We start from the raw sequence: 26,903 nt of genomic DNA on the forward strand, positions 1-26,903 counted from the left end.
CGTGCCGGTTCCTGGTCCATGCTACGACCGCGCGGGTCCGGCGGGGCGTGCTGCTTCGGCGAGGCAGCACGCCGCGATGGGCATGGCGCGGGCGAGGTCGGTGCTGTTCAGCGCGGTATAGCCGATGGCGACGCCGAAGCGGTGTGGTTCGCCGAGGTGGTGGCGGGCCAGACCGTCGAGCAGGACGCCGCGGGCGCGGGCGGCGTCGACGGCGTGGCGCTCGGCGGCGGGACCGGGGAGTTCGACGACGACGTGTGAGCCCGCGTCGTCGCCGATGACGGGGAGCCCGCGGCGGGTGAGCGCGTCGACGACCAGGGCGCGTCGTGGCGGGACGACTCTGCGGAGCCGGCGCAGGTGCCGGGACAGGTCGCCGTGGCGGGCGAATTCGCTGAGGATCCGTTGCCCGGCGGGGCTCGGGGAACTGCCGATCTCCGCGCGATGGGCCAGCACCGCGTCGGTGATGTCGGGGCGGGCGACGAGCCAGCCCACGCCGAGGGTGGTGGCGATGATCTTGCTGGTGGTGCCGAGATGGACGACGACATCCGGCGCCATCGCCGCGAGCAGTGGTAATGGTGCTGTGTCGTAACGCAATTCGCCGTCGTAGTCGTCTTCGATGATGAAAGCGCCCGTTCTTCTCGCGAATTCGATGAGCTCGACCCGGCGCGCCGCGGGCATCATCGCACCGATCGGGAACTGGTGTGCCGGTGTGCAATACACCGCGCGGACCCCGGGCGGAATCCGATCCACACACAAACCCCCGGCGTCGACGGGCACCGGCAGCACCTCGATGCCCACGGCTCGCAGCGCGCCGACGGCGCGTAGGTAGCCGGGATCCTCGATGGCGACGGTGTCGCCGGGGCGGAGCAGCGCGGTGGCGAGCTCACCCACCGCCGCGCTGGTACCGGCGGTGGCCAGCACCACCGATCCGGCGCCTGCCGCCAGTCCTCGATGGCGCAGGAGGTGATCGGCGACCGCCGCCCGGAAGTCCGGTTCGCCCGCACGGTTCTTGCGGGCCTCGGGAGCTTGGTCGCCGGCCGCCCGCCACGCGCGGCGCCAGGCGGCGGAGTCGACCGCTTCGGCGCACGGAGCGCCCGGACCCAGATCGAGCAGGCCCGCGTCGGGATCGGCACCGTGGCCCACGCCGGTGGACGGTGGCGCGGTGGCGGGGGCGGTGCTGAGGTAGGTGCCGGAGCCGTGTTTGCCGGCGAGCCAGCCTTCCGCGTGCAATTGGTCATAGGCGCCCGCCACCACCGCCCGGCTCACGCCGAGCCGTTGGGCCAGGGCGCGCGAGGACGGTAGACGGTCGCCGATGCGCAGCACCCGATCGGTCGCCGCGGCGCGCAGGGCATCGGCCACCTGCACCGACAGCGGTTCGGGGGCGGTGCGGTCGAGTGGGATCGGAAGGTCGTCGAGCATCGTCCACCTAGAATTGGCCTGTTGAAATTCTGTTGGATTGGACCTACGCGTAGTCCACTTCTTCGGCGAAGCTCATCTTATGAGCACGCACGACGTCAACCGCAACCCCCTGTCACCGACCCCGCGCACCACGCTGACACGCTCCAAGGAACGCGGCACCACCGACCGCGCGGCACTGGACGCGGTGCTCGACGCGGGCCTGGTCTGCCACCTCGGCGTGCTGCTCGGTGGCTCGCCCGTGGCGCTGCCCACCATCTACGGTCGCGTCGGCGACACCCTCTACCTGCACGGATCCACCGGCGCGGGCAATATGCGCGCCGCGATCGACACCGACATCTCCCTGACGGTGACCCACGTCGACGGGCTGGTGTACGCGCGCTCGGCGATGCACTTCTCGATGAACTACCGCTCCGCGGTGATCCGGGGCAGGGCGGTGCTGGTCACCGACGAGGCCGAGCGCGACAACGCGCTGCGGGTGATCGTCGAGCACGCCGCGCCCGGCGCCTGGGATCGGGTACGCCCGCCCAACCGCAAGGAAATGGCGGCGACGATGGTGCTCGCGCTCGACCTCACCGAGGCCTCGGTGAAGGTGCGTTCGGGTGGGCCGAACGACGACGAGGGCGACATCGCGACCGGCGGTGTGTGGGCGGGCGTATTGCCGCTGCGACAGGTGTGGGGCGAGCCGATCCCGGCCGGCGACCTCGAACCCGGCATCGACGTGCCCGCTGACGTCAGCGCCCGGGTTACGCCGGTCGCGGTGCCCGCGCGTTGAGATCCGCGCGTCGGCGTCTATTTGCCGGACGTCCCGAGAGTCATCAGATCCTTGGCCGAGACCTCGGGTAGGTATGCCTTCGTCAGAGCGATGCCGATGCGGGGCAGGTCCGCCTCGTCGCGGTAGCACAGGTACACCGGCTCGTGCCGGGGCTGGAACTTGGCCTTGAACGTATGCAGTGACCGGAAGCCGTAATACGGCTCCATCGCGGCGCCGAGCCCTTCGAGCAGACGGTCGATGGGCTCGGCACCGTCGGTCCTCGCACTGCGCGCCAACGGTGCGCCCGAGAGCGAAACGATCTCGGCGCCTTCCTCTTTGAACTCCTGGCAGGACGAGGCGATGAGAAATTCCACCACTGGCCGGAAACCGCCGGGGCGCCTGCGCATCACGTCGAGGGTCCAGCCGCGGATCTCGTCGCCGGGGCCGTAGACGGGCAACCAGGAGGTGACGCCGTGCACGCTGCCCTTGGCGTCGACGGCCAGCCCCACCCGCACGGCCGGGTCGAGTGCCTCCTCCACGCCGCCGAGGGTGAATCCCATTTCGGGCAGCCCCTTTTCGCCCACCCACTCCTCGGAGATGGCGCGTACCTGGGCGATCACCGCGAACGGTTCGTCGGCCAGCTCGACGAGCCGGAACTCGATGCCCTCCTTGTTCGCCTTGTTGATCGCGGACCGGATGTCCTGCCACGCCTTGCCCTTGAACTCGAGCTGCGGCAGGTCGACGATGGTGTCCTCGGCGATCTGCACACTGCGCCAACCGAGTTCGCCCGCGATCTCGGCGACGGCCTCGGTGGTGGAGAACAGGCACGGGACGAGTCCGTCGGCTTCGCAGCGATCGGTGAACCCGGCGATGGTGGCGGGGAGGAGTTCGGTGGGGCCGATCGGATCGGTGAGCACGATGACAGTGCCCGCGTGACGCTGGTAGGCGACGCAGCGTTCACCGTCGGCAGCGAACCAGTATTTGTTCTCCGGCCAGGTCGTCATCCACGACATGGTGCTGCCGCCGTAGCGGGCGAGCAAGGCGCGCACCGCATGTCCGGGATCGGTGCCGGTGAGTGCGCCGTCGGTGATCTTGCGCCGCACGGGCACCCGGAACGCGCCGCGGCCGCTGTAGAGCAGCGCCACCTCGACCGCCCACAGCAGACCTGTTCCGAAGGTCACCGCGCCTTCGGTCTCGAAGTCGGTGCCGATGGCCACGCCGAGCAGCACCAGCGTGAACACCACGTGCAGCAGGCCGTAGGCGAGAGTGCCCCACCACGCCCAGTGCCTGCCTTTCCGCAGTTGCTCGGCCACCACCGTGATCACCACCACGGTCAGGATCGTGCTCCACAGCGAGCCGCGTTCGTTCTCGGTGGGACCGAGCAGGCTGTTGCCGGGGAAGAAGTACACCGCCACCGAGGCCGTCGCGATCACCAGCAGGCCGATGAAGGCCAGCATGCGAACCTCACGTCGGGTGCGGGGCCAGAAGCCGTGTTCGGTGCGGCTGAACAGCTTTTCGCCCGCGGGCAGCCAGACGGCGATCGCGATGAGATGCATGAGATCGGCGAAGGTCGACTCGAACAGGAACGTGAGCGCCACGTGCGCCATCAGCACAGCGCGTACCCGCAGGCGCCACGGCGACCGCAGCGTTGCCGAGACCGCGGCCAGCGCCGAGAACGCGGCCGTGGTGAATCCGACATCGCGGACCTCGGAAAGCCGGTCGGCCCAACCGAGATGGGTGTGGGCCAGCAGCCCCACCGTCACCGACGCGCCGAGAATGCCGATCAGCTGGCCCGACAGACAGACCAGTGCGGTGCGCACGGTGCCGAGCCGCCACTCCGTCCAGCCGACCGCCGCCGCGAAAATGATTGCCATGCAGAAGTATTGGAAGGGGGTGAGTCCGAAGAACCAGCCGGACAGCGGCGTCCACCACTTGCCCTCGGTGAGCGGCGGCCAGCCGTAGGCGATATCGGGATACCAGGAACGCTCGTCGAGCCTGCGCCACAGACCACCGCCGGCGATGCCGAGGATCGCGACCACGACGAGGAAGCCGAGGGTGAACGGCATCCGGCGGATCACAGTGTGCGCCATGGTGACGCCGCGCGAGGGCGCCGATTCGGGGGCAGCCGCGTTGTCGCTCATAGAACCACCCTTTGCTGCGAGTGCGCCGCACCGGCGCGGTGAGGTCGTCTGTGTACCGTATGTCATCGCGGTCGTACCAGGACCGCGATGCGCGCGCCAGGGCAGTCGAGGTGGCATCTGTGGAGGTCAGAGATGACGCGAATCACCGATCTGTCGTTGCTCACCGGATGGTTGCCGGTGGCGTTGACGGTCCTGGGCGCCCTGGGTGCGGTCTGGTTGCTGTTACCTCGCGTACGACGATATGTCACGACGATCATGCCGATCGTGGTGCTGGCCGCGGTGGTGCTCACCGTGGCGCTGTACTTGTTCGTGGAGGAGGTGTGGCGGCCCTTTCCCGATCCGATCGCCGTGTCGGTGTACGTGCTGATCGGGATCGCGGTGGCGGCAGTGCTGTTGGTGGTGCCGCGAATCCTGGTGCGCCGGACGGTGTGGACCGGCGTGGTGACTGTGCTCGCGGCCGTGGCGGTGCTGGTGGCGGTGGGAGTCAGGATCAACCTGGAGTACGCGTCGTATCCGACGGTGGGTGCGGCGCTCGGGGTCGAACAGATCGACCGGGTCGACGCGCGTGAGCTGACCCGGCGCGAGCAGGTGATCAGCGCGCGTCCGCTCGAGCCGGCCTGGCCCGCGCCCGGTGGATTGCCCGACGGCGGGCGAGTTCTGACCGCGACGGTGCCGCCGACAGCGTCCGGATTCACCGCGCGCGATGCCCAGATCTATCTGCCGCCCGCCTATTTCGCGGATCCACGTCCGCTGCTGCCGGTGCTGGTATTGCTCGCCGGTGAGCCGGGTGCGCCGCAGGACTGGTTCGTCGGTGGGCAGCTGGTCGAGACCATGGATTCGTTCGCCCGCGCGCACAACGGGCTCGCACCGGTCGTCGTGGTGGCCGACGGGACCGGCTCCCAGCTGGCGAACCCGCTGTGCCTGGACTCGAAACTCGGCAATGTCGCCACGTACCTGGCCGTCGACGTGCCGAACTGGACGCGAGCGAATCTGCAGATCGACCCGGATCCGCGTTCCTGGGCGGTGGGCGGACTCTCCTACGGCGGCACCTGCGCACTGCAACTCGCCACCAATTACCCCGCCGTCTATCCCACCTTCCTCGACATGTCGGGTGAGGACGAGCCGACCCTGGGTGACCGTCAGCGCACGGTGGACGCCGCGTTCGGTGGGGAAACCGCGGCGCTGCTGCGGGTCAACCCGCTCGATCTGCTGCGGACGCGGGCGTATCCGGACTCCGCCGGCGCGTTCGTGGTCGGCGCCGATGACGAGACGTACCGGCCGCAGGTGGAGCGGATGTATCAGGCGGCGAAGGACGCGGGGATGGACGTGCGGTTACGAATTCTGCCCGGCGGACACAGCTTCGCGCTGTGGGAGTTCGGGCTGCGTGATCAGCTGCCGTGGCTGGCTACCCGGCTCGGCCTGACACCCTGATCGGCGACGGATTCCGCGAGGGTCCCCGGAGTACAGTTCGACGCATGTCCGAGGCGAAAACCCCAGGTACGGACGTTGGTGGCCCGCCCGCCGAGCAGCAGATCGCCGAGGCCGCGCTCGCCATCGTCGACGCGGACGGCGCGGGGGCCCTGTCCGTCGGTGCGGTGGCGCGACGGCTCGGGATCGACGCGGACGCTGTGCACGCCCGCGTCGGTGGGTTGGACGGCCTCGAACGCGCGGTGATCGACAACGTGCTGTCGTCGGTGGCGCTCGGGCCGCTCTCCGACGACGGTGTGGAGTGGACCGCGGCGGTGATCCAGTTCGCGCTCGGCATGCGCGCTCGGCTCTTCGACCACCCCGCCGTGGCGGAGTTGATCATGTCGGGGCCGATGGACAGTCCGTCGGCCGATGGACCGGTGGCACGGGATATGACCGAGTCGCTGTTCGTCTGCCTCGCCCGCGGCGGCCTCCAGGCGCCCATCCGTGCGCACGGGGTCTACGCGGTATTCGTGTACGTGCTCGGTTCGATCGCCCTCGACGTGGCGGAAACCGACGGAAAGCCGCCGCTGCCAGGCGAATCGGAGCGGATCGCGGCCCGCCGCGCGGCGCTGCGAGACCTGGATCCAACCAGGTGGCCGCGCACCGCGGCGCACCTGGAGGAGATCGCCGCCTGGACCTCGGTGGATCAGTTCGTCTGGGGGCTTCGTGTGCTGCTCGTCGGGATGACGGCGACCTGACGCGCGAACGCGCCGCGGCCGAGCAGGGCCGCGAAGGCCAGCAGCCACCCGCTCCACAACACGTAGCCGAGGAAGTTGACGACGGCGGCGGGCTCGATGCCGAGCGGGATGACGACGCCGGTCGCGATGGCGGCGGCGCTGGTGTAGCCGAGTGCGGCGAACCACCGCGGGGTGCGCAGGGCCGCGATGACCAGCGCGGTCCAGATCGCGGTGAGGGTGTAGCCGGCGGTTTCGCCCAGGAGGGTGCCGAGCAGGGTGTGCTGTCGTTCGAAGGTGTCCGCGTCGGTCAGGGTGGGGACCAGTAGTGGCCAGCGCAGCAGGCCGATGGTTTGCACGAGGGCGGCGGCGATGCCGGCTCGCACCGCCCAGCGCATCGTGGGGGAGTCGTCCAGGCGCCCGATCAGAACGGACAACGGGACGAAAGCGCACGCCGCGGCCGCGAGGAGGGCGAACAGCGTGACGATCGTGGCTTGCTCGGCCCGGAATCGGGCGAGGACCTCGGTGGCGGGCAATTGCAGGACGTCGGGGTAGTCGAACGTCATCCCGAGGCCGACGAAGGCGAGGTTCATCAGGATCGGGGCGCCGATCAGCAGCGTGATGGTGGTCCATGGCTTGTTGTGCACGAGAATCCATTCTGGCTGTACGGGGTACAGGTAGCTGTACGGGGTACAGTCCACCGCATGTCGAAGGCGAAGTCAACAGGTGGCGGCGCGGCGCGGCCGGCGCGGCGCTCGTTCACCGAAGAGCAGGTGGTGGACATCGCGCTACAGCTCCTCGACGAGGGCGGGACCGGGGCGCTGTCGATCCGGGCGGTGGCGGGCAAGCTCGGGGTGAATCCCAATGCCGTGTACACCTACGTGGCGAGCCGGGCCGATCTGGAGCGCGCCGTGATCGAACGCGTGCTCTCGGCGGTTGCCCTCGAACCCCTGCGCGACCCCGGCGTGGAGTGGGCCGACGCGGTGATCCAGTTCGCGCGCGGCCTGCGCGCGGAGCTGCTCGCGCATCCGGCGGTCGCGCTGTTGATGATGTCGGGGCCGATGGACGGGCCGTCGGCGAGCGATGTCGGCGAGGCGCTGTTCGGGTGCCTGGCTCGAGGCGGTTTGTCCGAGGCGAGGCAGGCGAACGGTGTGTACTCGCTGATCGTGCAGGTGCTCGGCGGCATCGCGCTCACGGTCGCCGAGACCGACGGAAAGCCGCCGCTCACCCCGGAATCCGAGCGGGTCGCGCAACGTCGCGAGGGGCTGGCCCTGCTCGACGGCGACCGCTGGCCACGCTCGGCGGCACAGGTCGACGCGATGGCAGCGTGGAACTCCGAGGATCAGTTCGTGTGGGGGCTGCGTGCCTTGCTCACGGGGATCGCTGCCGGCTGACTACCAGGGCGCGGGATGTAATCCCGTTGCCGCATAGGCTTTGTCGACGGCCTCGGGCAGGGAATCGTTGTCGGCGGCGAGGCTGACCAGGGCGAGTGTGTAGGTATCGCCGAGGTGGGAGAGGTAGCCCGCGAGCTGGGTGCGGGGGAAGGCGGTGATGCCGGGATGGATCGCGCGGGCGGCCACCCGGGTGCAGTCGTGCGGGCCGACTCTTCGCACCGCGTCGGGGAGGGTTCCGATGTTGGAGCACAGGATGTCTCGCTCGCCCGCGCCCTTGCTGAGGGTGTAGGCCCAGCGGTCGGGGATCACCTGGAGGATCTCCTCGGGCAGGCCCGCGGGGCTGGACATTCGGTGCTGATAGGCGGACCTCGCCTTGTCGCGAATGGTCGCGGGGGTGTCGACGCGGTGGATGGCGATCTCGGTCACCGCGAGATCGTTGTCGACTCGGGGTTCCTCGCGCGTGTCGACGGGCAGGCTCGCGGTGATGATCGGGTTCGGGAAGCCGTTCTGCCACAGGATGTTCGCGATCAAGTGGATGAACAGGCTGTTCGGGGTCCCGCCGAGGGTGCTCGCGGTGGTGTCCCAGTGGGCGGCATCGAAGGTCAGCAGGAGGGGGCGCAGGTGCCGGTCGCCGGTCGAACCGGGATTCGCCGGCGCAGCGCTGCTGGAGGCCGACTCGCGCGGAACGTGGTCCGTGGTCGGTCGGGCCGCCCGCCGGGGGAACCTGCGTAACAGCGCACGGGTCGTGCCGCCGAAGATGGTGACCCACTGGGAGACCGCATCCGTCCACTCCGACGACGTTGTCCAGTAACGCGTTTCGCTGGTGGGCGCTAGGCCGATCGAGGCGTGCGCCGGATCGAGCGAGCGCAGGGCGGCGGTGACAGCGTGGATCAGGCCACGGGCGTCGGCCAGGACATGCGAACAGGTCAGGGCGACAACGGTTCCGCCGTCGTCGAGGCGGGCAGCGGACAGGCGCCAGCCGGGCGCGAACTCGGGGTCCAGATCGGTGCCGAGGCTGTCGGCCCATGGCAGGACCGCGTGGGCGGGGAGTGGGCCGATACCGCGACCGGAATCGTGCTGGGCGATCGGCATTGCCGGCCAGCCGGTCTCGGAGATCGCGGTCCGGTTCGGGAGGAGGTCGAGGGGGTGGGCGCTGGTGTTGGGCTGCCAGCCTCTGCGGGCGCCCGGAAGCCGGGAGCCGACCACCCTGCGGCCGAGCCTGCCCATCCGCAAGTGATCGTGAATCGCTTGCAACAGCGCGGGTTCCATCGCATCGGGAGTACGCCACAGACCCTGTAGCGCGATGGGGGTGCCCATCCCGCGGTGGGTCCGCAGGAAGATCTCGTCGACGACCGTGAGGCGGTCCATCAGCGGTGGTCGGCGCTACCGTGCCTGCCCTCACCCGCGGCGAAGCGGGCGGCGCCGTCGAGTGCGCCGCCGGTCAGGGCGGTCATGCCGTGCCGGAATTCGACGCGCAGCGCCTCCTCCTCGGTGTGTCCGTACTGGTCGTACAGGGCGGCGCGGTCGGTGCGCAGACAGGTCTGGGGGAGCGCGGCGAGCTGGGCGGCCAGTTCCTCTGCCGCGCGGCGGGCATCGCCGGTGGGCACGACCCGGGTGACCAGGCCCATCTGTAGCGCCTCGGGCGCGCTCACCGGGCGGCCGGTGAGGATCATGTCGAGTGCGCGACCTTCGCCGACGATGCGCGGGAGGCGCACGGTGCCGCCGTCGATCAGCGGGACGCCCCAGCGGCGGCAGAAGACGCCGAAGATGGAGTCCTGCTCGGCGATTCGCAGATCACACCACAAGGCCAGTTCGAGCCCGCCCGCCACGGCGTATCCGGACACCGCCGCGATCACCGGCTTGGACAGGCGCAGCCGGGTCGGGCCCATCGGGCCGTCACCGTCTTCGGTGGCCTGATTGCTGTTCTCGGTGCCGAGAGCTTTGAGGTCGGCGCCGGAGCAGAAGGTGCCGTGTTCGCCCCACAGCACGGCGACCGAGGAGGTGGGGTCGGCGTCGAACGCGCGGAACGCCTCCACCAGCGCGCGAGCGGTCGGGCCGTCCACCGCGTTGCGTGCGTGTGGGCGATCCAGGATCACCGTCGTGACCGGGCCCGCGTGTTCGACGCGCACCGAACTCGCCGGACCGGATGCGCTGGTTTCGGCGGGTGAACCTGTTTCCATTCCTCGACCATACGGCCACGGTGCCCCTTGTGTGAAGAGGTGAATCAATGGTTCACTTCTTCACATGGTGTACCGCAGGACCCCGGCCGTACAGGCCCGGCTCGACGCGCAACGGGCGCTGATCGTGCACGGCGCCACCCGCGTGCTCTCCCGTGACGGGTTCGCCGGGCTGTCGATGGCGGCGGTCGCGGCGGAGGCCGGCATCGCGACCGGCACCGTGTACAAGCAGTTCGAGAACAAGGCCGAATTGGTCGCGGCGGTCTTCGAGACGGTCGTCGCCCGCGAGGTCGACGCGGTCCGGGCCGCGGTGGCCGAGGGTGACGTGGTGGGGCGGGTCACCGCCGCGGTGGAGACCTTCGCCGGGCGCGCGATGAAGAATCCGAAACTTGCCTACGTGCTGCTGGCCGAGCCCGTCGACGCCGCCGTCGACGCGCAGCGGCTGGAATTCCGGCGGGCGTTCGCCGCGTCGTTCGAGACCGCGATCGCACACGGTGTCGCCGAAGGCCGCTTGCCTGCCCAGGAATCGAGCCTCACCGCCGCCGCCCTCGTCGGCGCGATCGGCGAGGTGCTGGTCGGCCCGCTGGCCGCCGCGCCGCACGCCGAGACCGTCATCCCCGAATTGGTCGCTTTCGCCGTGCGCGCACTCGGTGCGCGCCCGGAAACGTTGTAGTCGAAGGAGTTACCGGATATGCCGACCCACGAAGTCTTCAACCAGGCGCCACCACTGATCCCCTTCGATGCCGCGCGCAACCCCGCGCTGCTGGAAGGTCTGCACCGCGAAGGCGCGGGCTGGGCCGAAGCCGAAGTGCGCGAACTCGGCGCGCTGGCAGGCGGTTTCGCGGCGCAGCAGTGGGGCAGACTCGCCAACGAGTACCCGCCGGTGCTGCACACCCACGACCGGTGGGGCAATCGTGTCGACGAGGTGGAATTCCACCCGCACTGGCACGACCTGATGAATGTCGCGGTGACACATGGGCTGCACGGTTCGCCGTGGCTGGACGAGCGGCCCGGCGCGCACACCGCGCGCGCCGCCAAGTTCTACACCTGGGGCGCCGCCGACGCCGGACACATGTGCCCGATCTCGATGACCTACGCGGTGGTGCCCGCGCTGCGCCACAACCCCGAACTGGCGGCCCGCTTCGAGCCGCTGCTGGGCTCGCGCACCTACGATTTCGGCTTGCGTGAACCATCGACCAAGGCCGGTCTCATCGCGGGCATGTCGATGACGGAGAAGCAGGGCGGCTCCGACGTCCGGGCCAACACCACCACTGCCACACCACAACCCGATGGCTCGTACCGCATCGTCGGGCACAAGTGGTTCACCTCGGCGCCCATGTCGGACATGTTCCTCACGCTCGCGCAGGCCCCGGGCGGCCTGTCGTGTTTCCTGCTGCCCCGGGTACTGCCCGACGGCACCCGCAACCCCCTCCGCATCCAGCGGCTGAAAGACAAGCTGGGCAACAAGTCCAACGCGTCCTCGGAGATCGAATATGAGAACGCCACCGGCTGGCTCGTCGGCGCCGAGGGGGCAGGCGTGAAGACGATCATCGAGATGGTCAACATGACCCGTCTCGACTGCGTGATCGGCTCGGCCACCGGCATGCGGCTCGGCGCGGTCACCGCGATCCACCACGCCCGCCACCGAAAAGCCTTCGGCGCCGAGCTGATCGACCAGCCCGCCATGCGCAATGTGCTGGCCGACCTCGTCATCGAATCGGATGCCGCGACCACGGTGATGATGCGACTGGCCGGGGCCACCGACCGCGCGGGCAGCGATCCGGCCGAGGCCGCGCTGCGCCGCATCGCGCTCGCCATCACCAAGTACTGGGTCTGCAAGCGTGCTCCCGCCCACGCCGCCGAAGCACTGGAATGCCTGGGCGGCAACGGCTATGCCGAGGAGTCGGGCATGCCGCGGCTGTATCGCGAGGCGCCGCTCATGTCGATCTGGGAAGGGTCGGGCAATGTGGCGGCGCTGGACGCGTTGCGCGCCATGGGACGTCAGCCCGAGACGGTCGAGGCCTATTTCGCCGAGGTCGGACTCGCCCGCGGCGCCGATGCGCGCCTCGACGACGCGATCGACCGGGTGGGCAAGGAACTCACGGACCTGTCCGATATCGAGTATCGTGCCCGCCGCGTCGTGGAACTGATGGCACTCGTCCTGCAGGGCGCACAGTTGGTGCGGCACGGGCATCCCGCCGTCGCGGATGCCTTCTGCGCCACCCGCCTCGGCGCCGACTGGGGCATCGCCTTCGGCACGCTGCCCGTCGGCGTCGACACCGGTGCGATCCTCGAGCGAGGCTTCGTCGACGTTCGCTGAGTCCGTCTTGTCCTCGCGTGCTGCCACCCGGTGCGTAGGGTAGGCCCGTGACCTGGGCGAACGAGGTGCTGTCGGTGGGCGAACTGGCGCAACGGGTCCCGGTGCGTCATGAGCGGTTTCTGCTGGGGATCGCCGGGCCGCCGGGAGCCGGGAAATCGACACTGGCGCAGCGGCTTCGCGTCGAGCTGTGCCGGTCGGGGCGGCCCGCGGCGGTGGCGCCGATGGATGGCTATCACCTGCGAAACGAGGTGTTGCGGGCGCGGAACGCCCTGGCGCGCAAGGGTGAGCCGGATACCTTCGATGCGGGCGGGTTCGTCGCGGATCTGCGGTTGCTGCGGGAAGCGCCGGTCGGAGCGCCGGTGCCGTGGCCGCTGTTCGATCGCGCGATCGACGAGCCGACCGATGGCGGTGTTGTCGTGCGGGACGAGCGGGTGGTCGTCATCGAGGGCAACTATCTGCTGCTGACCGAGACCGAGGCACCGGGTTGGGCGGATGTCCGCGGGCTGCTCGACGCCTGCTGGTACCTGGACGCGCCGCGGCAGGTGCTCACCGAACGACTCATGGACCGGCACACCGCGGGCGGGCGAACACCGGACCAGGCGCAGGAGAAGGTGCTGGGGAGCGATCTGCGCAACGCCGATCTCATCGCGGCGAGCAGGAACCGCGCTGACCACGTGTTGACCGCGGTGGGGGACGGCTATCGCGTGACCTGATTCGTGTCGAACGGCGCGTGTGGCACGGAAATCGGCGGCTTCGGGGCAATCATGGAGTGATGACGCGAGGTCGGCGGTTCCCCGGGCATGCGATGCGCAACGGCGCGGCGGCGTTGTGCGCGGTGCTGTTGTACTACAGCGTGCCGGTGGGCTGGATGTTCGAGCTCGACGCGTGGCCGGGGCGGTTGGTAGGGGTGGTCCTCTTCGCCGGCGGGATCGCGGGGCTGGGCTGGCTGGTCTGGCGGCGGATCGACAACTATCTGCGGGAGCCGACCGCCGCGGGAGCACAGGTCGACGGATTGCTGCTGCTCGTATGCATCGTCGGTGTGGTGTTCGCCCTGTTCTACTACCGCTTGCAGCAGCTTCATCCGGATCAGTTCGCCGGGCTCGAAACTCGCACCGACGCACTGTATTACACGCTCGTCACCCTCGGCACCGTCGGATTCGGCGACGTGCACGCCGTCGGTCAGGCCGCGCGCATCGCCACGATGGTGCAGATCGTGTTCGACCTGGTGGTGCTCGGCACCCTGCTCACCATCATCACTACCAGCGTGACCGGCCGGATCCAGGCCGCGACCCGTGCCGCGCACAAGGTCAGCGGCGATGCGCCCGATACCACTCGATGAGCTCGTCGGTCGACGAATCACCCACCGACACCGGCTTTTCCGGTCCGCTCAGCAGCGGCATCAGGGCGAGGGCCTGCTGCTTGCCCAGCTCGACACCCCACTGGTCGAAACTGTCGACACCCCAGATGATGCCCTCGACGAACACCTGGTGCTCGTAGAGCGCGATCAGCTGACCCAGCGCCGACGGCGTGAGCTCCGCGGCCAGGATCGTGGTGCTGGGCCGGTTGCCCGGCATCACCTTGTGTGGCACCAGTTCCGGGTCGGTGCCCTCGGCGCGGATCTCCTCGGCGGTCTTGCCGAACGCCAGCACCTTCGACTGCGCGAACAGGTTGCTGATCAGGATGTCCTGCATGCTGCCGGTGCCGTCGCGGGTCGGCAGGTCGTCGGTGGACCTGGCGAAGCCGAGGAAATCGGCGGGGATCAGGCGGGTGCCCTGGTGGAGGAGCTGGTAGAAAGCGTGCTGGCCGTTGGTACCCGGCTCGCCCCAGAAGATCTCGCCGGTCGACGAGGTGACCGGGGTGCCGTCGGCGCGGACCGACTTGCCGTTGGACTCCATCGTCAATTGCTGGAGATAGGCGGGGAATCGGGCCATGTCATTCGAATAGGGCAGGACCACACGGGATTCCGCGCCGAAGAAATTCGAGTACCAGACACCGAGCATCGCCAGCAGGACCGGCGCGTTCTCCGCCAGCGGCGCGGTGGCGAAATGCTTGTCTATGGCGTGCATTCCGCTGAGGAATTCCGCGAACTGCTCCTTGCCGATGGTCACCATCACCGAGAGGCCGATCGCCGAATCCACCGAGTATCGGCCGCCGACCCAATCCCAGAAGCCGAACATGTGGGCGGTGTCGATGCCGAAGGCAGCCACGCGTTCCGCGTTCGTCGACACCGCGACGAAATGCTTGGCGACCGCTTCCTCACCGAGCGCGTCGACCAGCCAGCGGCGCGCGGCGGTGGCGTTGGTGAGGGTTTCCAGCGTCGAGAACGTCTTGGACGCGACAATGAACAAGGTGGTGGCCGGATCGAGGCCGGTGAGCTTGGCGACCAGATCGGCCGGGTCGACATTCGAGACGAAACGGGCACCGATGCCCGCGTCGACGTAGTGGCGCAGTGCGCGATACACCATGTCGGGGCCCAGATCCGAGCCACCGATGCCGATATTGACGATGGTCTCGATGCGTTCGCCGGTCGCGCCGCGCCACGTGCCCGAGCGCACGGAATCAGCGAATTCGCCCATCCGGCGCAGGACGTCGTGCACCTCGGCATCGGCGTCGGTGCCGTCGATGCAGAGCTGGTCGCCGACCGGTAGGCGCAGGGCGATATGGCCGACCGCGCGATCCTCGGAGGTGTTGATGTGCTGGCCCGCGTACATCGCGTCGCGGCGTTGCGGCACACCCGCCGTGTGCGCGAGATCGACGAGCAGGCGCAGGGTTTCGCGGGTCACGCGATGTTTGCTGTAGTCGATGTGCAGGTCCGCCACCTGCATCGTCAGCTCGCGACCGCGTGCCGGGTCATCGGCGAACAGCTGCCTCAGGTGCATCGGCGCAACGGTGCGGTGATTGCTGTGCAGTGCCTGCCAGGCCGCCGACGCGGTGATGTCGCTGCTGCTCACGAGCCGAGGGTACCGCGTTACCGGCGGGCAGGCGCGCGGGTGTCGACGACCCCGACAAGCCACCGGTACGGTCTGGGAGTGTGCCGGGCACGAGGCCCCACCGCCTCCCACTGCCGCGCACGCGACGCAGGGCCGAGAGCTGCCAGTCGAGCTCCCGGACGACGCGCTACATTCTCGGAGAGGCGGGACAGTGTCTGAACGCGATGTACTCGAATTCGTACCCAAGGGTTTGTGGATCGGCTCCGGGCCCGTCGACGCCACCGGGGGTGGCACTTTCGACGTACACAATCCGGCCGATGGGACGGTGATCGCGCAGGTCGCCGACGCGACTCCCGAGGACGCGATGCGGGCGCTGGACGCGGCCGTCGCGGCGGGACCGGCGTGGGCGGCGACGCCGTCGCGGGAGCGGGGCGAGATCCTGCGGACGGTGTTCGAGCAGCTCACCGCGCGAGCGGAGGAATTCGCGCTGCTGATGACGCTCGAGATGGGCAAGGCACTGTCGGAGAGCCGCAACGAGGTGCGCTACGGCGCCGAGTTCTTCCGCTGGAACAGCGAAGAGGCCGTGCGGATCCACGGGCGGTATCTGAACGCGCCGTCGGGAACCGGGCGGATCATGGTCGCCAAGCAGCCGGTGGGTCCGTGCCTGGCGATCACGCCGTGGAATTTCCCGCTGGCCATGGGCACCCGCAAGATCGGGCCCGCGCTGGCGGCGGGCTGCACGATGATCGTCAAGCCCGCCTCGGCGACGCCGCTGACCATGCTGGCGCTGGCCGAGCTCTGTAGCGAGGCAGGCCTGCCCGACGGGGTGCTGTCGGTGATCACCACCCAGCGTTCCGGGGCCGTCACGGGCCCGCTGATCGACGATCCGCGGCTGCGCAAGCTCACCTTCACCGGCTCCACCGAAGTCGGTAAGAAGCTCGTTGCGGCGTCCGCGAACCGGCTGCTGCGCACGTCCATGGAATTGGGCGGCAACGCGCCGTTCGTCGTGTTCGACGATGCCGATATCGACGCCGCCGTGGCCGGTGCGATGCAGGCGAAGCTGCGCAACGGCGGCGAAGCCTGCACCGCCGCCAACCGGTTCTACGTCCAGCGCGGTGTGGTCGCCGAGTTCACCGAGAAGTTCGTCGCCGCGATGGCCGACACCGTCGTGATGGGCCCCGGCACCGACGCCGCGACCACCCTCGGCCCACTGGTGAGCGAGGATCAGCGCGAGATCGTGAGCGACCTGGTCGACGATGCTGTCGCCGTGGGCGCGCGAGCGTTGATCGGCGGCAAGGTTCCCGGCGGTCCAGGGTGGTATTACCCCGCCACGATCCTGGGCGATGTCCCGCCGTCCGCCCGCATCCTGCGCGAGGAAGTGTTCGGTCCGGTCGCCCCGATCGTCGCGTTCGACACCGACGAAGAGGGCGTCGCCGCCGCGAACGACACCGAATACGGTCTGGTCAGCTACGTGTTCACCCGAGATCTCGACCGTGCGCTGCGCATCTCGGAAGCGATGGAGAGCGGCATGGTGGGCGTGAACCGTGGCGTCATCTCCGACCCCGCCGCCCCGTTCGGCGGCGTCAAGGAATCGGGCTTCGGTCGCGAGGGCGGCACCGAGGGCATCGAGGAATACCTGAACACCAAATACATCGCCCTGACCTGAGCCGGGCAGAAAAATAACCGCCCCGGGGATGGTGTCGCACCCGGGGCGGCTTTTCGGAAGCGGCGAACTGGCTGGTCCGCCGCATGGTTTGTGGTCTGGGGGCTAGCGGCCGAGACGGCCGCGGCCGAGGCGGAGCAGGAGCATGGCGAGGGTGTGGCCCTCCTGGCCCAGCTCACTGAAGCGCTCGAGAACTTTCATCTCACGGCTGTGGACCAGGCGCGTACCACCGGAAGCCATCCGGGTGCGGCCGATGATCCGGGAGATCTCGCTGCGGCGTTTGATCGCGGCGAGGATCGTGGCATCGAGCTGATCGATCTCGAGGCGGAGCTTGTCGATCTCAGCTTCGGACTGCGGCAAGGCCGAATCGGAGCCGGTGGTCGTAGCAGGGGTGCTCATCATTCATCTCCTCGTGTCAGAACTTGGATCGGTCAAACCGAACGGCCTGTTACCCGATCTGTTCCGTCACCCTGAAACTTTTCCCGATGGGCAGTACTGGATCCCCCCGGGAGTGCGCGATCAGTACTCCCCGCCACGATATCGGATCGGCTGCCGACCCGGACATGCGGAGAAGCGCTGACCATGTGGCTCAGTCTGCCACGGGGCGCTAGGTAGGCAAAACAGTTCTGTTTGTGAATTCGCTGAGAACGTTCACCAAGCGTCGCCCGCGTCGACCTGGCCGGGTTCACCGGAAGTTTGCCCGGCTGTCGCTGTCCGGTCATCGTGGTAGCGGCAGTTCGCGGCTTGTCGGTGCCCGCCGGTAGCGTGGACACACGATGGATATCACGGTCGCTCCCCACGCCTCAGCCACCGATCCCAGCGAACCCGCGCCCGCGGCGAAGGGTGCCGTGCCAGCGCCTCGGGACGGGGGTGGCACCGGCGTGTCCGCGCTGGCTCAGGCGGCGGCGAGAAACAGCGCCGACCAGTCACAGCGTCGTCAGGAGCGGGAACAACAGCGTGCCGAGGAGATCGAGCGTCTGCTCGACGGGCTCAACCCGCCCCAGCGTGCCGCGGTGATGCACGCGGGCTCCCCACTGCTGATCGTGGCGGGCGCGGGCTCGGGCAAGACCGCCGTGCTCACCCGCCGGATCGCCTATCTGCTCGCGGCGCGCGGCGTCCGCACCGGGGAGATCCTGGCCATCACCTTCACCAACAAGGCCGCCGCCGAGATGCGGGAACGGGTCGCCGGGCTGGTCGGTCCGCGGGCGGCCAGCATGTGGGTGTCGACCTTCCATTCCAGCTGTGTGCGCATTCTGCGGATGCAGGCGGCCCTGCTGCCCGGCCTGAATTCGAATTTCTCGATCTACGACGCCGACGATTCTCGTCGGTTGCTGACGATGATCAGTCGCGATTTCGAGATCGATACGAAGAAGTATTCGGCGCGTTTGCTGTCGACCGCCATTTCGAATCTGAAGAACGAACTGATCGGTCCGGAAAAGGCCGCCGCCGACGCCGAAGCCGACGACACCGAACTGCCCGCGCTGGTCGCCCGGGTCTACGCCGAGTACCAACGGCGACTGCGCACGGCCAACGCGATGGACTTCGACGATCTGATCGGCGAGACGGTGGCCCTGCTGCAGAACCATCCCCAGGTCGCCGAGTACTACCGGCGCCGGTTCCGGCACGTGCTGGTCGACGAGTACCAGGACACCAACCACGCCCAGTATGTGCTGGTGCGTGAGCTGGTGGGGCACCACAGCACGGCGCAGGAGCAGGCGGTCGAGCCGAGCGAGCTGTGCGTGGTCGGCGACGCCGATCAGTCCATCTACGCGTTCCGTGGCGCCACCATCCGCAACATCGAGGAATTCGAACGCGACTTCCCGGACGCGGAAACCATTCTGCTGGAACAGAACTACCGGTCCACCCAGCGCATTCTGTCCGCCGCCAACGCGGTGATCGCGCGCAACGAGGGCAGGCGCGAGAAGAAACTGTGGACCGATTCCGGTGAAGGTGAACTGATCACCGGCTACGTCGCCGACAACGAGCACGACGAAGCGTCCTTCGTCGCCAAGGAGATCGATCGGCTCGTCGACACGGGCGAGGCCAACTACGGCGACGTGGCGGTGTTCTATCGCACCAACAACAATTCGCGTGCGCTGGAAGAGATCTTCATCCGCATGGGCCTGCCGTACAAGGTCGTCGGTGGTGTGCGGTTCTACGAGCGCAAAGAAGTGCGCGACGTGGTTGCCTACCTGCGCGTGCTGGAGAATCCCGAAGACGCGGTGAGTGTGCGCCGCGTTCTCAACACTCCACGTCGCGGGATCGGCGATCGTGCGGAGGCGTGCGTGGCAGTGCATGCCGAACAGCGCGGTATCGGCTTCGCCGCGGCGCTGCGTGATGCCGCCGAAGGCAAAGTCGCCCTGCTGAATACCCGCGCGCAGCGGGCCATCGCGGGATTCCTCGATCTGCTCGAGGAGATCCGGGTGGCCGGAAAACGGGCCGACAGCGACTATCCCGATGTGGGCAATGTCGTCGAGGCGGTGCTCGACCGCACCGGATATCGCGGTGAATTGGAAGCTTCCGACGATCCGCAGGACGGTGCGCGGCTCGACAACCTCAACGAATTGGTCAGCGTCGCACGCGAATTCAGTTCCGAGGCATTCAACAACGCCGAGGCCGCCCGTGAGGAAGGGCTGGTGCCGGAGGCGGGCGACGGCGAACCCGAGCCGGGGTCGCTGGCTGCGTTCCTCGAGCGGGTGTCGCTGGTCGCCGATACGGATCAGATCCCCGATGAGGGCACCGGCGTGGTCACCATGATGACGCTGCACACAGCCAAGGGGCTGGAATTCCCGGTGGTCTTCGTGACCGGCTGGGAGGACGGGCAATTCCCGCACATGCGGGCGCTGGGGGACCCGAACGAGCTGGCCGAGGAACGTCGTCTGGCCTACGTGGGGATCACGCGGGCTCGCCAGCGGCTCTATCTCTCGCGCGCTGTGGTGCGGTCCGGCTGGGGGCAGCCGGTGTCGAACCCGGAATCCCGTTTCCTGCAGGAGATCCCGCAGCATCTGCTGGATTGGCGCAGATTGGAGCCGGTTGTCTCGCCGGTGCAGCGCGGGCGGCGCCGGGGTGAGGACAGTGGGTTCGATCGGGATTGGACCAGTGGGAGTGGGTGGGATCAGCGGCCGGGTGTGCGTGGCGGATCCGGCGAGCGCCGGCCCGCGCCGGGCGGGGCGGTGAAGCGGAACAACACCGAACTGGTTCTTGCCGTGGGGGATCGGGTTACCGATGACAAGTACGGGTTGGGGCGGGTTGTGGCCGCCGATGGGGTGGGGCCGTTGGCTACGGTGACCATCGACTTCGGGTCGGCGGGCAAGATTCGGCTGATTCCGCAGTTCAGCCGGACGATTGTGAAGTTGTGATGGTGGACTCCCGCCCACGCTCCCGGCATGCGGAGCGTGGGCGGGGGTCGGGTCAGTGGGGCAACAGGTCTGTCAGGGCCTCGTCGAGGGTGGGGTAGCGGAAGTCGAAGCCGGCCTTGTGGAGGACTTCGGAGGTGGCGTGGCGGCCGGTGAGGCCGAGTGCTGGGTCGGTGCGGAGGAAGACGGCGCCGACGGTGAGCACTGCCTTCGGCGTGGGGGGTGATGGGGGGCGGTGCAGGATTCGGCGGAGGGTGGCCATGAGTTCGGTGTTGCGGACCGGGAATTCGGTGGCGGCCACGAGGATGCCGTCGGGGAGGGTGACGGAGGGGTCGAGGCCGAGGGAAGCGCGGACGATGGCCAGCCAGTCCTCGATGTGGATCCAGCTGAACCATTGATCGCCGGGGCCTACGCGACCGCCGAGACCTGCCTTGGTGAGCTGGCCCAGGCGTTTGAGGGCGGGGGCGTCGGGGTCGAGGACGATGGAGGTGCGCAGGATCGTCCAGTGGTCGGCGCGAGCGGGGTCGAACGCCTCCTCCCATGGCTGGGCGACGCCGGTCATCTGCGGGAGGCCGACGGGCAGAGGAGTTGTTTCGGTGCACCGGGTTTCGCCCGCGTCGGACCAGATGGCCGTAGTGCTCGCCTGGACCCAGTAGTCGACGGGGGTGTCGCGCAGGCGGGCCGCGGCGACGAGAGCAGTGGTGGAATCGACTCGGCTGGAGCGTAATTCGGCGACATTGCGTTCGGTCGGCCTGCAGTCGACCAGTTTCCCGGCGAGGTTGATCACCGCGAGGCGCCCTGGTTCGCGCAGTTCGGCGGACCAGGAGCCGACCGAGCGGCCGTCCCACTCGGTCTGGCGGAACGGCAGATCCGGGTTGCGGCGGCGGGTCAGCAGGGTGACACGTTGTCCGCGGCAGGTCAGATCGGCGGCGATCTGGAGACCGAGCGCGCCGGTGCCACCGGCGATGACGACATTCAGCGCGTCGTCGACGGGAGCCAGTCCGGCCAGCCGGGCCAGCCGCGAGAAGTTCACGCGCGCATCGGTTTCGATGAACGGACGGACTATGGTGCGCGCCGCGGCGGCGGAAGGGCCGGTGAACCGCAGTTCCTGGGTGATCTCGGTGCCGCCGTCGCGCGGAGTCAACCGCCAGGTGAGGTGCATGGTGCCCGCGGGTTCGGGCTGCTCGATGCCGAGCTCACGATTCGGTTCGAACACGGTGACAGTGAACGGTTCCGCGAACCGCCCGTGAATCCGCGCGGAGACCTTGCCATCGGGGAGATAGTCGCCGGTGGCGCCGACGGCAACCGGCCCGTGCATCCGCACCGACCGCACCCCGGGGTTCCACTCCGGCCACTGCTCGAGATCCCCGAGCACCCCCCACACCAATTCCGGTGCGAGCCCGATGAACTGCGTGTACTTCGTCGTACCAGCCATAGCCGAAACGCTAACCCCGCCACCTGCTCAGGGGAAGCGTGCCGCTGGTCACGCAACAAGACCGTCCACAAGCTGCCTCGATTACGCAACAGCCGGGCGAACAAAAGATGATCGGTCTTTTTCACCGACCACGCGTCGGCATCCCGACGGCAGTCACAGCAAGCCGACCAGTACTGAGGTCCGGCCTGAATTCATGGGAAGGCGGACCTGTTCTTGCCGGTGATCACTAATCGCGCTGGGCGCCGAGGCTGATGCCGCGGGTGGCCAGCCACGGGACAGGATCGATCTTGTCGGTGCCGTTGAGCCAGACCTCGAAGTGGCAGTGCGGGCCGGTGGAGAAGCCGCGGTTACCCATCGTGGCGATCTGGTCGCCCGCCATCACGCGCTCGCCCTGCGAGACGGTGGCGGTGTCGATGTGGCCGTAGATGGTGACGGTGCCGTCGTCGTGCAGGACGCGGACCCACATGCCGAAACCGGACGCCGGGCCCGCTTCGATGATGGTGCCGTCGGCGACCGCGTAGATCGGGGTGCCGATCGGTCCCGCGACGTCGATGCCGAGGTGCTGGACGCCCCAGCGGGCGCCGAAACCGGAGGTGTAGTTGCCCGCGGCGAACTTGGTGAACAGGGGCCGCAGCTTGGCGGATTCCTGGGCGGCGAGGTCTTCGGCGAACTTGGCGCCCTTGGCCAGGATGTCGTCGAAGTGGTTCTTGTCGGCGATGGTGGTGGCGTCGAGTACCTGGGGTGCCGCGCCGGTGCCCGGGTCGCCGACGTCGGCCGTGCTCATGGACTGGGCGGCGATCTCGTGGACCTGACCCGCTGCCTCGTAATCGATACCGTGCGCGGGCTGGCCCGGATCGGCCATGGCCGCCTGACCTGCGGCGACAACCGCACCGGCGGCGACGGCGATGACCGCGGCGCGGCCCTTCAGCGCGGCGGGCGGTGCGGGGACGCGGTGTGCGCCACCACGCCGTTCGGCGCGGCGCGGCGCGGGGGATTCTTCCGCGGTGGTCTCTTCGGCCGCGGGCGCCCAGTCGGTGCCGTACGTGCCGGTGTCATAGGACTCGTCCGCGGTCCATTCGTCCTCGGCGGGCGTCCATGCCGCGTCGTCGGACCACGAGTTCTGGTCGCGCCACGCGTCGTCGGTCTGCGGCCATGCGGCGGCGGGAGCCCGGCGGGCCTGCGGATGCGACGTGTATTCGTCGGCGTACCGGTAACGGTGGCCGGAGTTGGTGCGATTTTCGACTGGAAGGGTGGAGCGGTGGTTCATCGGCCGTGCCGATTCGCCAGCTGTTCCAAGCGAGTACTGAAGTACCTCAAGCTTGTCGTCCTCCTCAGTCCTGACTTGCCAGTCGTGACCTGGTTGTCGTGACCTGGTTGTGACTTCGACCGCATTGACGGTAACGAAGCGATTGCAGAGTGGCAAGCGCTGGTTGAAAACCTACACGCGTGTGTGACATTCGTCACCGTAACGCCATGGAATATCTCACCGTTTTCCGGCATCTCGGGTGAGGTCTGTCGACGACATAACGTAGTAGATGCCGGGGGGTTCCGGTTTTAGGCGGCCCGACCTGCCAAGGCGTTGTGAAACATCCAAAAACTACTCGCCAGTAGCCTTGGCCAGCGGTTTTCCGGGGCTCCCGTTATGGGTCGTGACCTGCGCCACTTACTATGAACGTGGTCGTTTACCCCTCCCCGTGACTAGCTACAGTCCGATCCGACCCGCTACCGACGTCGGGCCGCCAACAAAGACGTTGTCATAGCAACGCAGACGAGACGGTGAGTACATGGATCTCTTCGAATATCAGGCGAAGGAGCTCTTCGTTAAGCACGGAGTGCCTTCGTCCGAGGGTCGTGTTTGCGACACGGCCGAAGAAGCACGCGCCATTGCCGAGGAAATCGGCAAGCCCGTGATGGTCAAGGCGCAGGTCAAGGTGGGCGGCCGCGGCAAGGCTGGCGGCGTCAAGTACGCGGCCACCCCGGAAGACGCGTTCACGCACGCGCAGAACATCCTCGGCCTCGACATCAAGGGCCACATCGTCAAGAAGCTCCTGGTCGCCGAGGCCAAGGACATCGCGGAGGAGTACTACATCTCCTTCCTGCTCGACCGCTCCAACCGCACCTACCTGGCCATGTGTTCGGTCGAGGGCGGCATGGAGATCGAAGAGGTCGCGGAGAAGACTCCCGAGCGCCTGGCCAAGATCGCCGTCGACGCCGTCAAGGGTGTCGACCTGGCCTTCGCCCGTGAGATCGCGGAGAAGGGCCACCTGCCCGCCGACGTGCTCGACGCCGCGGCCGTGACCATCCAGAAGCTGTGGGAGGTCTTCGTCAACGAGGACACCACCCTGGTCGAGGTCAACCCGCTGGTGCGCACTCCCAACGACGAGATCCTCGCCCTCGACGGCAAGGTCACCCTGGACGAGAACGCCGAGTACCGGCATCCCGACCACCTCGAGTTCGCCGACGTCGACGCGACCGACCCGCTCGAGCTCAAGGCCAAGGAAAACGACCTCAACTACGTCAAGCTCGACGGTGAGGTCGGCATCATCGGCAACGGCGCCGGTCTGGTCATGTCCACCCTGGACGTCGTCGCGTACGCCGGTGAGAACCACGGCGGCGTGAAGCCGGCCAACTTCCTCGACATCGGCGGCGGCGCTTCGGCTTCCGTGATGGCCGCGGGCCTGGACGTCATCCTGGGCGACGCGCAGGTCAAGAGCGTGTTCGTCAACGTCTTCGGTGGTATCACCGCCTGTGACGCGGTCGCCAACGGCATCGTGGGCGCCCTCGAGGTGCTCGGTGACGCGGCCACCAAGCCGCTGGTCGTTCGTCTGGACGGCAACAACGTCGTAGAGGGTCGCCGCATCCTCGCCGAGGCCAACCACCCGCTGGTGACGCTGGCCCAGACCATGGACGAGGGCGCCGACAAGGCCGCCGAACTCGCCTTCAGCGCCAAGTAAGGAACAGCGAACATGTCCATCTTCCTGAACAAGGACAACAAGGTCATCGTCCAGGGCATCACCGGCGGCGAGGGCACCAAGCACACCGCGCTGATGCTGAAGGCGGGCACCAACGTCGTCGGCGGCGTGAACGCGCGCAAGGCCGGCACCACGGTCAAGCACACCGACAAAGACGGCAACGAGATCGAGCTGCCCGTGTTCGCCTCCGTCGCCGAGGCGATCGAGAAGACCGGCGCCGACACCTCCATCGCGTTCGTGCCGCCCGCCTTCTCCAAGGACGCCATCATCGAGGCCATCGACGCGGAGATCCCGCTGCTCGTGGTCATCACCGAGGGCATCCCGGTGCAGGACTCCGCCTTCGCGTGGGCCTACAACGTCGAAAAGGGCGAGAAGACCCGCATCATCGGCCCGAACTGCCCCGGCATCATCACTCCCGGCGAGGCGCTGGTCGGCATCACCCCGAACAACATCACCGGCAAGGGCCCGATCGGCCTGGTGTCGAAGTCGGGCACCCTGACCTACCAGATGATGTACGAGCTGCGTGATTTCGGTTTCTCGACCGCGATCGGCATCGGCGGCGACCCGGTCATCGGCACCACCCACATCGACGCCATCGAGGCGTTCGAGAAGGACCCCGAGACCAAGATCATCGTCATGATCGGCGAGATCGGTGGCGACGCCGAGGAACGCGCTGCCGCGTACATCAAGGCCAACGTGACCAAGCCGGTCGTCGGCTACGTCGCCGGTTTCACCGCGCCCGAGGGTAAGACCATGGGCCACGCAGGCGCCATCGTCTCCAGTGGTGGCGGCACCGCGCAGGCCAAGCAGGAAGCGCTCGAGGCCGCAGGCGTGAAGGTCGGTAAGACGCCGTCCGCCACCGCCGCGCTCGCTCGCGAGATCCTGGAGAAGGCGTCCATCGCTTCTGCGTGATCTGAAATCTCACACTGTCGAAGGCCGCCTTCAGGTTTAACCTGGGCGGCCTTCGTCGATTCATCCACAGGCGGTGGTTTATCCACAGCCTGCATCGGTAGGTGATGACCGGGGCCGTGGCGTGCAGTAGCGTCAGGTATCGGATCAGGCACCAGTCAGTTCGACGCGACCGATGCGCACGACTCGACAAGGAGACGACGAGACATGTCATACCCGACCGGGGGCTCCGGGTACAACACACCCGCGACACCCGCCGCGCCTCAGGGCCCGAGTACCGGAGCCGCCGCGGCTTCGCCATCGACCGCGACCGGTTCGGATGGCAAAGGACTGCCGTTCATCCTGACCGCGGCCGCCGCCGGACTCGGCGTCGTCACCTTCCTCCTCGGCTTCGCGCCGTATGTCGGCTTCACCGCGCTGCGTGAGACCACCACCGGCAGCATGTTCGAGTCGAGCAGCGGCGCCCTCGCGACGCTGATCCTGGCCGCCGCCTTGCTGGCCGGGCTGTCGTTGCTACCCAAGCAGAACGTTCTCGGCGTCGCCGCGGCGCTGGCCGTGGCCTCGTTCCTCGGCGTCGTGGTCTCGCTGATCAGCGTGGGCGAGGGCATGGAACTGCAGTGGGGCGCGTTCGCGGTGGCCGCGTTCTCGTTCATCGTCGCCGTGCTGCTGGTGCTGGCATTGCTGTTCGGGCTCGGCATCATCAAGGTGCCGGCGCCGAAACCGGCCCAGCCGCAACAGCAGCAGAACCAGTACGGCCAGTACGCCCAGCAGGGTTACGGCCAGCAGGGCTACGGCCAGAGCACCGGCCAGCAGCCCTACGGGCAGACCGGTTACGGCCAGGCCCAGACCGGTGGGCAGTACCCGACGCAGTCGCCGTCGCCGTACGGCCAGCAGAGCCAGCCGTCGGTGCCGCAGGCGCAGCAGCCGGCCTACGGCCAGCCGGGCCAGCAGTCCTACGGTCAGCCGGCACAGCAGTCGCCGTACGGCCAGCAGTACGGTGCCCCGCAGGCGCAGCAGCAGCCCTCGCCGTATGGTGCGGCGCCGCAGGCACAGCCGCGTCCCGACGAGAGCGCGACGCAGACGTTCGGTGGGCAGCAGCAGGGCCAGCCGTTCGGTGCGCCGACCTACGGTGGCGCGCAGCCGTCGTCGCCCGGTCAGCCGCAGCCGTTCGGTGGCGAGCAGACCGCCGACCCGGCGGCCGATGCGACCACCGCGTTCCGTCCGAACGACGACAACAAGTAAAACCGACGGCTGCCGCACGGTGGTTCAGGTTCGATCGCGAGCCCACAGGTACG

22 protein-coding genes are annotated in these 26,903 nt (G+C 68.4%); 13 read left to right on the plus strand and 9 right to left on the minus strand.

All coding sequences use genetic code 11. The annotated features are described in order from the left end of the window. Positions 1 to 21 precede the first annotated feature (21 nt). Entirely contained in the window at positions 22 to 1,416 is a 1,395-nt protein-coding gene (locus ACFVVI_RS14965) for a PLP-dependent aminotransferase family protein (RefSeq protein WP_387445781.1), read from the minus strand. Between the two features lie 79 nt (positions 1,417 to 1,495). On the opposite strand from ACFVVI_RS14965, the gene ACFVVI_RS14970 reads away from it, so the two are divergent. After that, positions 1,496 to 2,188 carry a pyridoxamine 5'-phosphate oxidase family protein gene (locus ACFVVI_RS14970; protein ID WP_387445782.1) on the plus strand — a complete coding sequence of 231 codons (693 nt, stop codon included), beginning with the start codon at positions 1,496 to 1,498 and terminating at the stop codon, positions 2,186 to 2,188. A 17-nt stretch (positions 2,189 to 2,205) separates the two neighbouring features. On the opposite strand, the gene ACFVVI_RS14975 is transcribed toward ACFVVI_RS14970, so the two are convergent. Then, complete coding sequence (locus ACFVVI_RS14975; protein ID WP_387445783.1) at positions 2,206 to 4,308, minus strand: bifunctional lysylphosphatidylglycerol flippase/synthetase MprF; 2,103 nt, start codon at positions 4,306 to 4,308, stop codon at positions 2,206 to 2,208. 132 nt (positions 4,309 to 4,440) lie between these two features. Here ACFVVI_RS14975 and ACFVVI_RS14980 point away from each other — a divergent pair, with 132 nt between their 5' ends. Beyond that, complete coding sequence (locus ACFVVI_RS14980; protein ID WP_387445784.1) at positions 4,441 to 5,739, plus strand: alpha/beta hydrolase; 1,299 nt, start codon at positions 4,441 to 4,443, stop codon at positions 5,737 to 5,739. Between the two features lie 44 nt (positions 5,740 to 5,783). Further along, positions 5,784 to 6,476, plus strand: a complete 693-nt coding sequence (locus ACFVVI_RS14985; RefSeq protein ID WP_387445785.1) for a TetR/AcrR family transcriptional regulator — start codon at positions 5,784 to 5,786, stop codon at positions 6,474 to 6,476. Here ACFVVI_RS14985 and ACFVVI_RS14990 read toward each other — a convergent pair. Beyond that, on the minus strand, positions 6,425 to 7,099 hold the full coding sequence (locus tag ACFVVI_RS14990) for a DUF4386 family protein (RefSeq protein WP_387445786.1): 675 nt from the start codon (positions 7,097 to 7,099) through the stop codon (positions 6,425 to 6,427). The genes ACFVVI_RS14985 and ACFVVI_RS14990 overlap by 52 nt on opposite strands. A 57-nt stretch (positions 7,100 to 7,156) precedes the next feature. Here ACFVVI_RS14990 and ACFVVI_RS14995 point away from each other — a divergent pair, with 57 nt between their 5' ends. Then, positions 7,157 to 7,846 (plus strand): TetR/AcrR family transcriptional regulator, encoded by a 690-nt coding sequence (locus ACFVVI_RS14995; RefSeq protein ID WP_378993294.1) that lies wholly within the window; start codon positions 7,157 to 7,159, stop codon positions 7,844 to 7,846. Here ACFVVI_RS14995 and ACFVVI_RS15000 read toward each other — a convergent pair whose 3' ends face one another. Both ACFVVI_RS15000 and ACFVVI_RS15005 read right to left on the minus strand, forming a co-directional pair. Continuing rightward, complete coding sequence (locus ACFVVI_RS15000; protein WP_387445787.1) at positions 7,847 to 9,214, minus strand: hypothetical protein; 1,368 nt, start codon at positions 9,212 to 9,214, stop codon at positions 7,847 to 7,849. It abuts the gene before it with no gap. Then, the gene (locus tag ACFVVI_RS15005) at positions 9,214 to 10,026 is read right to left on the minus strand and encodes a crotonase/enoyl-CoA hydratase family protein (RefSeq protein ID WP_387445788.1); all 813 of its coding nucleotides are present in this window, start codon (positions 10,024 to 10,026) and stop codon (positions 9,214 to 9,216) included. The genes ACFVVI_RS15000 and ACFVVI_RS15005 overlap by 1 nt, the downstream gene beginning before the upstream one ends. 64 nt (positions 10,027 to 10,090) lie before the next feature. On the opposite strand from ACFVVI_RS15005, the gene ACFVVI_RS15010 reads away from it, so the two are divergent. From ACFVVI_RS15010 to ACFVVI_RS15025, 4 genes are read left to right on the plus strand one after another with little or no spacing between them, the layout of a single operon-like run. Continuing rightward, complete coding sequence (locus ACFVVI_RS15010; protein ID WP_387445789.1) at positions 10,091 to 10,696, plus strand: TetR/AcrR family transcriptional regulator; 606 nt, start codon at positions 10,091 to 10,093, stop codon at positions 10,694 to 10,696. Between the two features lie 18 nt (positions 10,697 to 10,714). After that, positions 10,715 to 12,343: an acyl-CoA dehydrogenase family protein gene (locus tag ACFVVI_RS15015; RefSeq protein WP_387445790.1), complete on the plus strand. Its 1,629-nt coding sequence runs from the start codon at positions 10,715 to 10,717 to the stop codon at positions 12,341 to 12,343. Positions 12,344 to 12,390: 47 nt separating this feature from the next. Further along, positions 12,391 to 13,056, plus strand: coding sequence for a nucleoside/nucleotide kinase family protein (locus ACFVVI_RS15020; RefSeq protein ID WP_378993288.1), 666 nt, complete (start codon positions 12,391 to 12,393; stop codon positions 13,054 to 13,056). Positions 13,057 to 13,115: 59 nt separating this feature from the next. Next, positions 13,116 to 13,682 carry a potassium channel family protein gene (locus tag ACFVVI_RS15025; RefSeq protein ID WP_378993286.1) on the plus strand — a complete coding sequence of 189 codons (567 nt, stop codon included), beginning with the start codon at positions 13,116 to 13,118 and terminating at the stop codon, positions 13,680 to 13,682. Here ACFVVI_RS15025 and pgi read toward each other — a convergent pair. Further along, the gene (gene pgi / locus ACFVVI_RS15030; protein WP_387445791.1) at positions 13,651 to 15,294 is read right to left on the minus strand and encodes a glucose-6-phosphate isomerase; all 1,644 of its coding nucleotides are present in this window, start codon (positions 15,292 to 15,294) and stop codon (positions 13,651 to 13,653) included. The two genes, ACFVVI_RS15025 and pgi, sit on opposite strands and share 32 nt — an antisense overlap. Before the next feature lie 190 nt (positions 15,295 to 15,484). Between pgi and ACFVVI_RS15035 the strand changes: the two genes are divergently transcribed. After that, positions 15,485 to 16,939: an NAD-dependent succinate-semialdehyde dehydrogenase gene (locus ACFVVI_RS15035; protein WP_378993284.1), complete on the plus strand. Its 1,455-nt coding sequence runs from the start codon at positions 15,485 to 15,487 to the stop codon at positions 16,937 to 16,939. 102 nt (positions 16,940 to 17,041) lie between these two features. On the opposite strand, the gene ACFVVI_RS15040 is transcribed toward ACFVVI_RS15035, so the two are convergent. Beyond that, positions 17,042 to 17,335 (minus strand): chorismate mutase, encoded by a 294-nt coding sequence (locus ACFVVI_RS15040; protein WP_056816138.1) that lies wholly within the window; start codon positions 17,333 to 17,335, stop codon positions 17,042 to 17,044. Positions 17,336 to 17,712: 377 nt separating this feature from the next. On the opposite strand from ACFVVI_RS15040, the gene ACFVVI_RS15045 reads away from it, so the two are divergent. Next, positions 17,713 to 20,295: a UvrD-helicase domain-containing protein gene (locus tag ACFVVI_RS15045; protein ID WP_387445792.1), complete on the plus strand. Its 2,583-nt coding sequence runs from the start codon at positions 17,713 to 17,715 to the stop codon at positions 20,293 to 20,295. Between the two features lie 52 nt (positions 20,296 to 20,347). On the opposite strand, the gene ACFVVI_RS15050 is transcribed toward ACFVVI_RS15045, so the two are convergent. Then, positions 20,348 to 21,727 carry a DUF1731 domain-containing protein gene (locus tag ACFVVI_RS15050; RefSeq protein WP_387445793.1) on the minus strand — a complete coding sequence of 460 codons (1,380 nt, stop codon included), beginning with the start codon at positions 21,725 to 21,727 and terminating at the stop codon, positions 20,348 to 20,350. A gap of 226 nt (positions 21,728 to 21,953) precedes the next feature. Beyond that, positions 21,954 to 22,994: a M23 family metallopeptidase gene (locus ACFVVI_RS15055; RefSeq protein ID WP_378993280.1), complete on the minus strand. Its 1,041-nt coding sequence runs from the start codon at positions 22,992 to 22,994 to the stop codon at positions 21,954 to 21,956. Between the two features lie 517 nt (positions 22,995 to 23,511). Between ACFVVI_RS15055 and sucC the strand changes: the two genes are divergently transcribed. The 3 genes from sucC (at position 23,512) to ACFVVI_RS15070 (ending at position 26,850) form a co-directional block, all read left to right on the plus strand. Beyond that, positions 23,512 to 24,681, plus strand: a complete 1,170-nt coding sequence (gene sucC, locus ACFVVI_RS15060; RefSeq protein ID WP_358109230.1) for an ADP-forming succinate--CoA ligase subunit beta — start codon at positions 23,512 to 23,514, stop codon at positions 24,679 to 24,681. A 12-nt stretch (positions 24,682 to 24,693) separates the two neighbouring features. Further along, positions 24,694 to 25,611: a succinate--CoA ligase subunit alpha gene (gene sucD, locus ACFVVI_RS15065; protein WP_378635903.1), complete on the plus strand. Its 918-nt coding sequence runs from the start codon at positions 24,694 to 24,696 to the stop codon at positions 25,609 to 25,611. A 204-nt stretch (positions 25,612 to 25,815) separates the two neighbouring features. Continuing rightward, complete coding sequence (locus ACFVVI_RS15070) at positions 25,816 to 26,850, plus strand: DUF5336 domain-containing protein (protein ID WP_378993276.1); 1,035 nt, start codon at positions 25,816 to 25,818, stop codon at positions 26,848 to 26,850. Positions 26,851 to 26,903: the final 53 nt, after the last annotated feature.

This window comes from Nocardia sp. NPDC058114, assembly GCF_042884695.1.
Taxonomy (GTDB): domain Bacteria; phylum Actinomycetota; class Actinomycetes; order Mycobacteriales; family Mycobacteriaceae; genus Nocardia.

Bases quoted from the DNA above. Each gene is read 5' to 3' on its own strand.
- ACFVVI_RS14965 (WP_387445781.1), bottom strand. From the start codon at position 1,416: ATGCTCGACGACCTTCCGATCCCACTCGACCGCACCGCCCCCGAACCG.
- ACFVVI_RS14970 (WP_387445782.1), top strand. From the start codon at position 1,496: ATGAGCACGCACGACGTCAACCGCAACCCCCTGTCACCGACCCCGCGC.
- ACFVVI_RS14975 (WP_387445783.1), bottom strand. From the start codon at position 4,308: ATGAGCGACAACGCGGCTGCCCCCGAATCGGCGCCCTCGCGCGGCGTC.
- ACFVVI_RS14980 (WP_387445784.1), top strand. From the start codon at position 4,441: ATGACGCGAATCACCGATCTGTCGTTGCTCACCGGATGGTTGCCGGTG.
- ACFVVI_RS14985 (WP_387445785.1), top strand. From the start codon at position 5,784: ATGTCCGAGGCGAAAACCCCAGGTACGGACGTTGGTGGCCCGCCCGCC.
- ACFVVI_RS14995 (WP_378993294.1), top strand. From the start codon at position 7,157: ATGTCGAAGGCGAAGTCAACAGGTGGCGGCGCGGCGCGGCCGGCGCGG.
- ACFVVI_RS15000 (WP_387445787.1), bottom strand. From the start codon at position 9,214: ATGGACCGCCTCACGGTCGTCGACGAGATCTTCCTGCGGACCCACCGC.
- ACFVVI_RS15005 (WP_387445788.1), bottom strand. From the start codon at position 10,026: ATGGAAACAGGTTCACCCGCCGAAACCAGCGCATCCGGTCCGGCGAGT.
- ACFVVI_RS15010 (WP_387445789.1), top strand. From the start codon at position 10,091: ATGGTGTACCGCAGGACCCCGGCCGTACAGGCCCGGCTCGACGCGCAA.
- ACFVVI_RS15015 (WP_387445790.1), top strand. From the start codon at position 10,715: ATGCCGACCCACGAAGTCTTCAACCAGGCGCCACCACTGATCCCCTTC.
- ACFVVI_RS15025 (WP_378993286.1), top strand. From the start codon at position 13,116: ATGACGCGAGGTCGGCGGTTCCCCGGGCATGCGATGCGCAACGGCGCG.
- ACFVVI_RS15040 (WP_056816138.1), bottom strand. From the start codon at position 17,335: ATGAGCACCCCTGCTACGACCACCGGCTCCGATTCGGCCTTGCCGCAG.
- ACFVVI_RS15045 (WP_387445792.1), top strand. From the start codon at position 17,713: ATGGATATCACGGTCGCTCCCCACGCCTCAGCCACCGATCCCAGCGAA.
- ACFVVI_RS15050 (WP_387445793.1), bottom strand. From the start codon at position 21,727: ATGGCTGGTACGACGAAGTACACGCAGTTCATCGGGCTCGCACCGGAA.
- ACFVVI_RS15055 (WP_378993280.1), bottom strand. From the start codon at position 22,994: ATGAACCACCGCTCCACCCTTCCAGTCGAAAATCGCACCAACTCCGGC.
- sucC (WP_358109230.1), top strand. From the start codon at position 23,512: ATGGATCTCTTCGAATATCAGGCGAAGGAGCTCTTCGTTAAGCACGGA.
- sucD (WP_378635903.1), top strand. From the start codon at position 24,694: ATGTCCATCTTCCTGAACAAGGACAACAAGGTCATCGTCCAGGGCATC.
- ACFVVI_RS15070 (WP_378993276.1), top strand. From the start codon at position 25,816: ATGTCATACCCGACCGGGGGCTCCGGGTACAACACACCCGCGACACCC.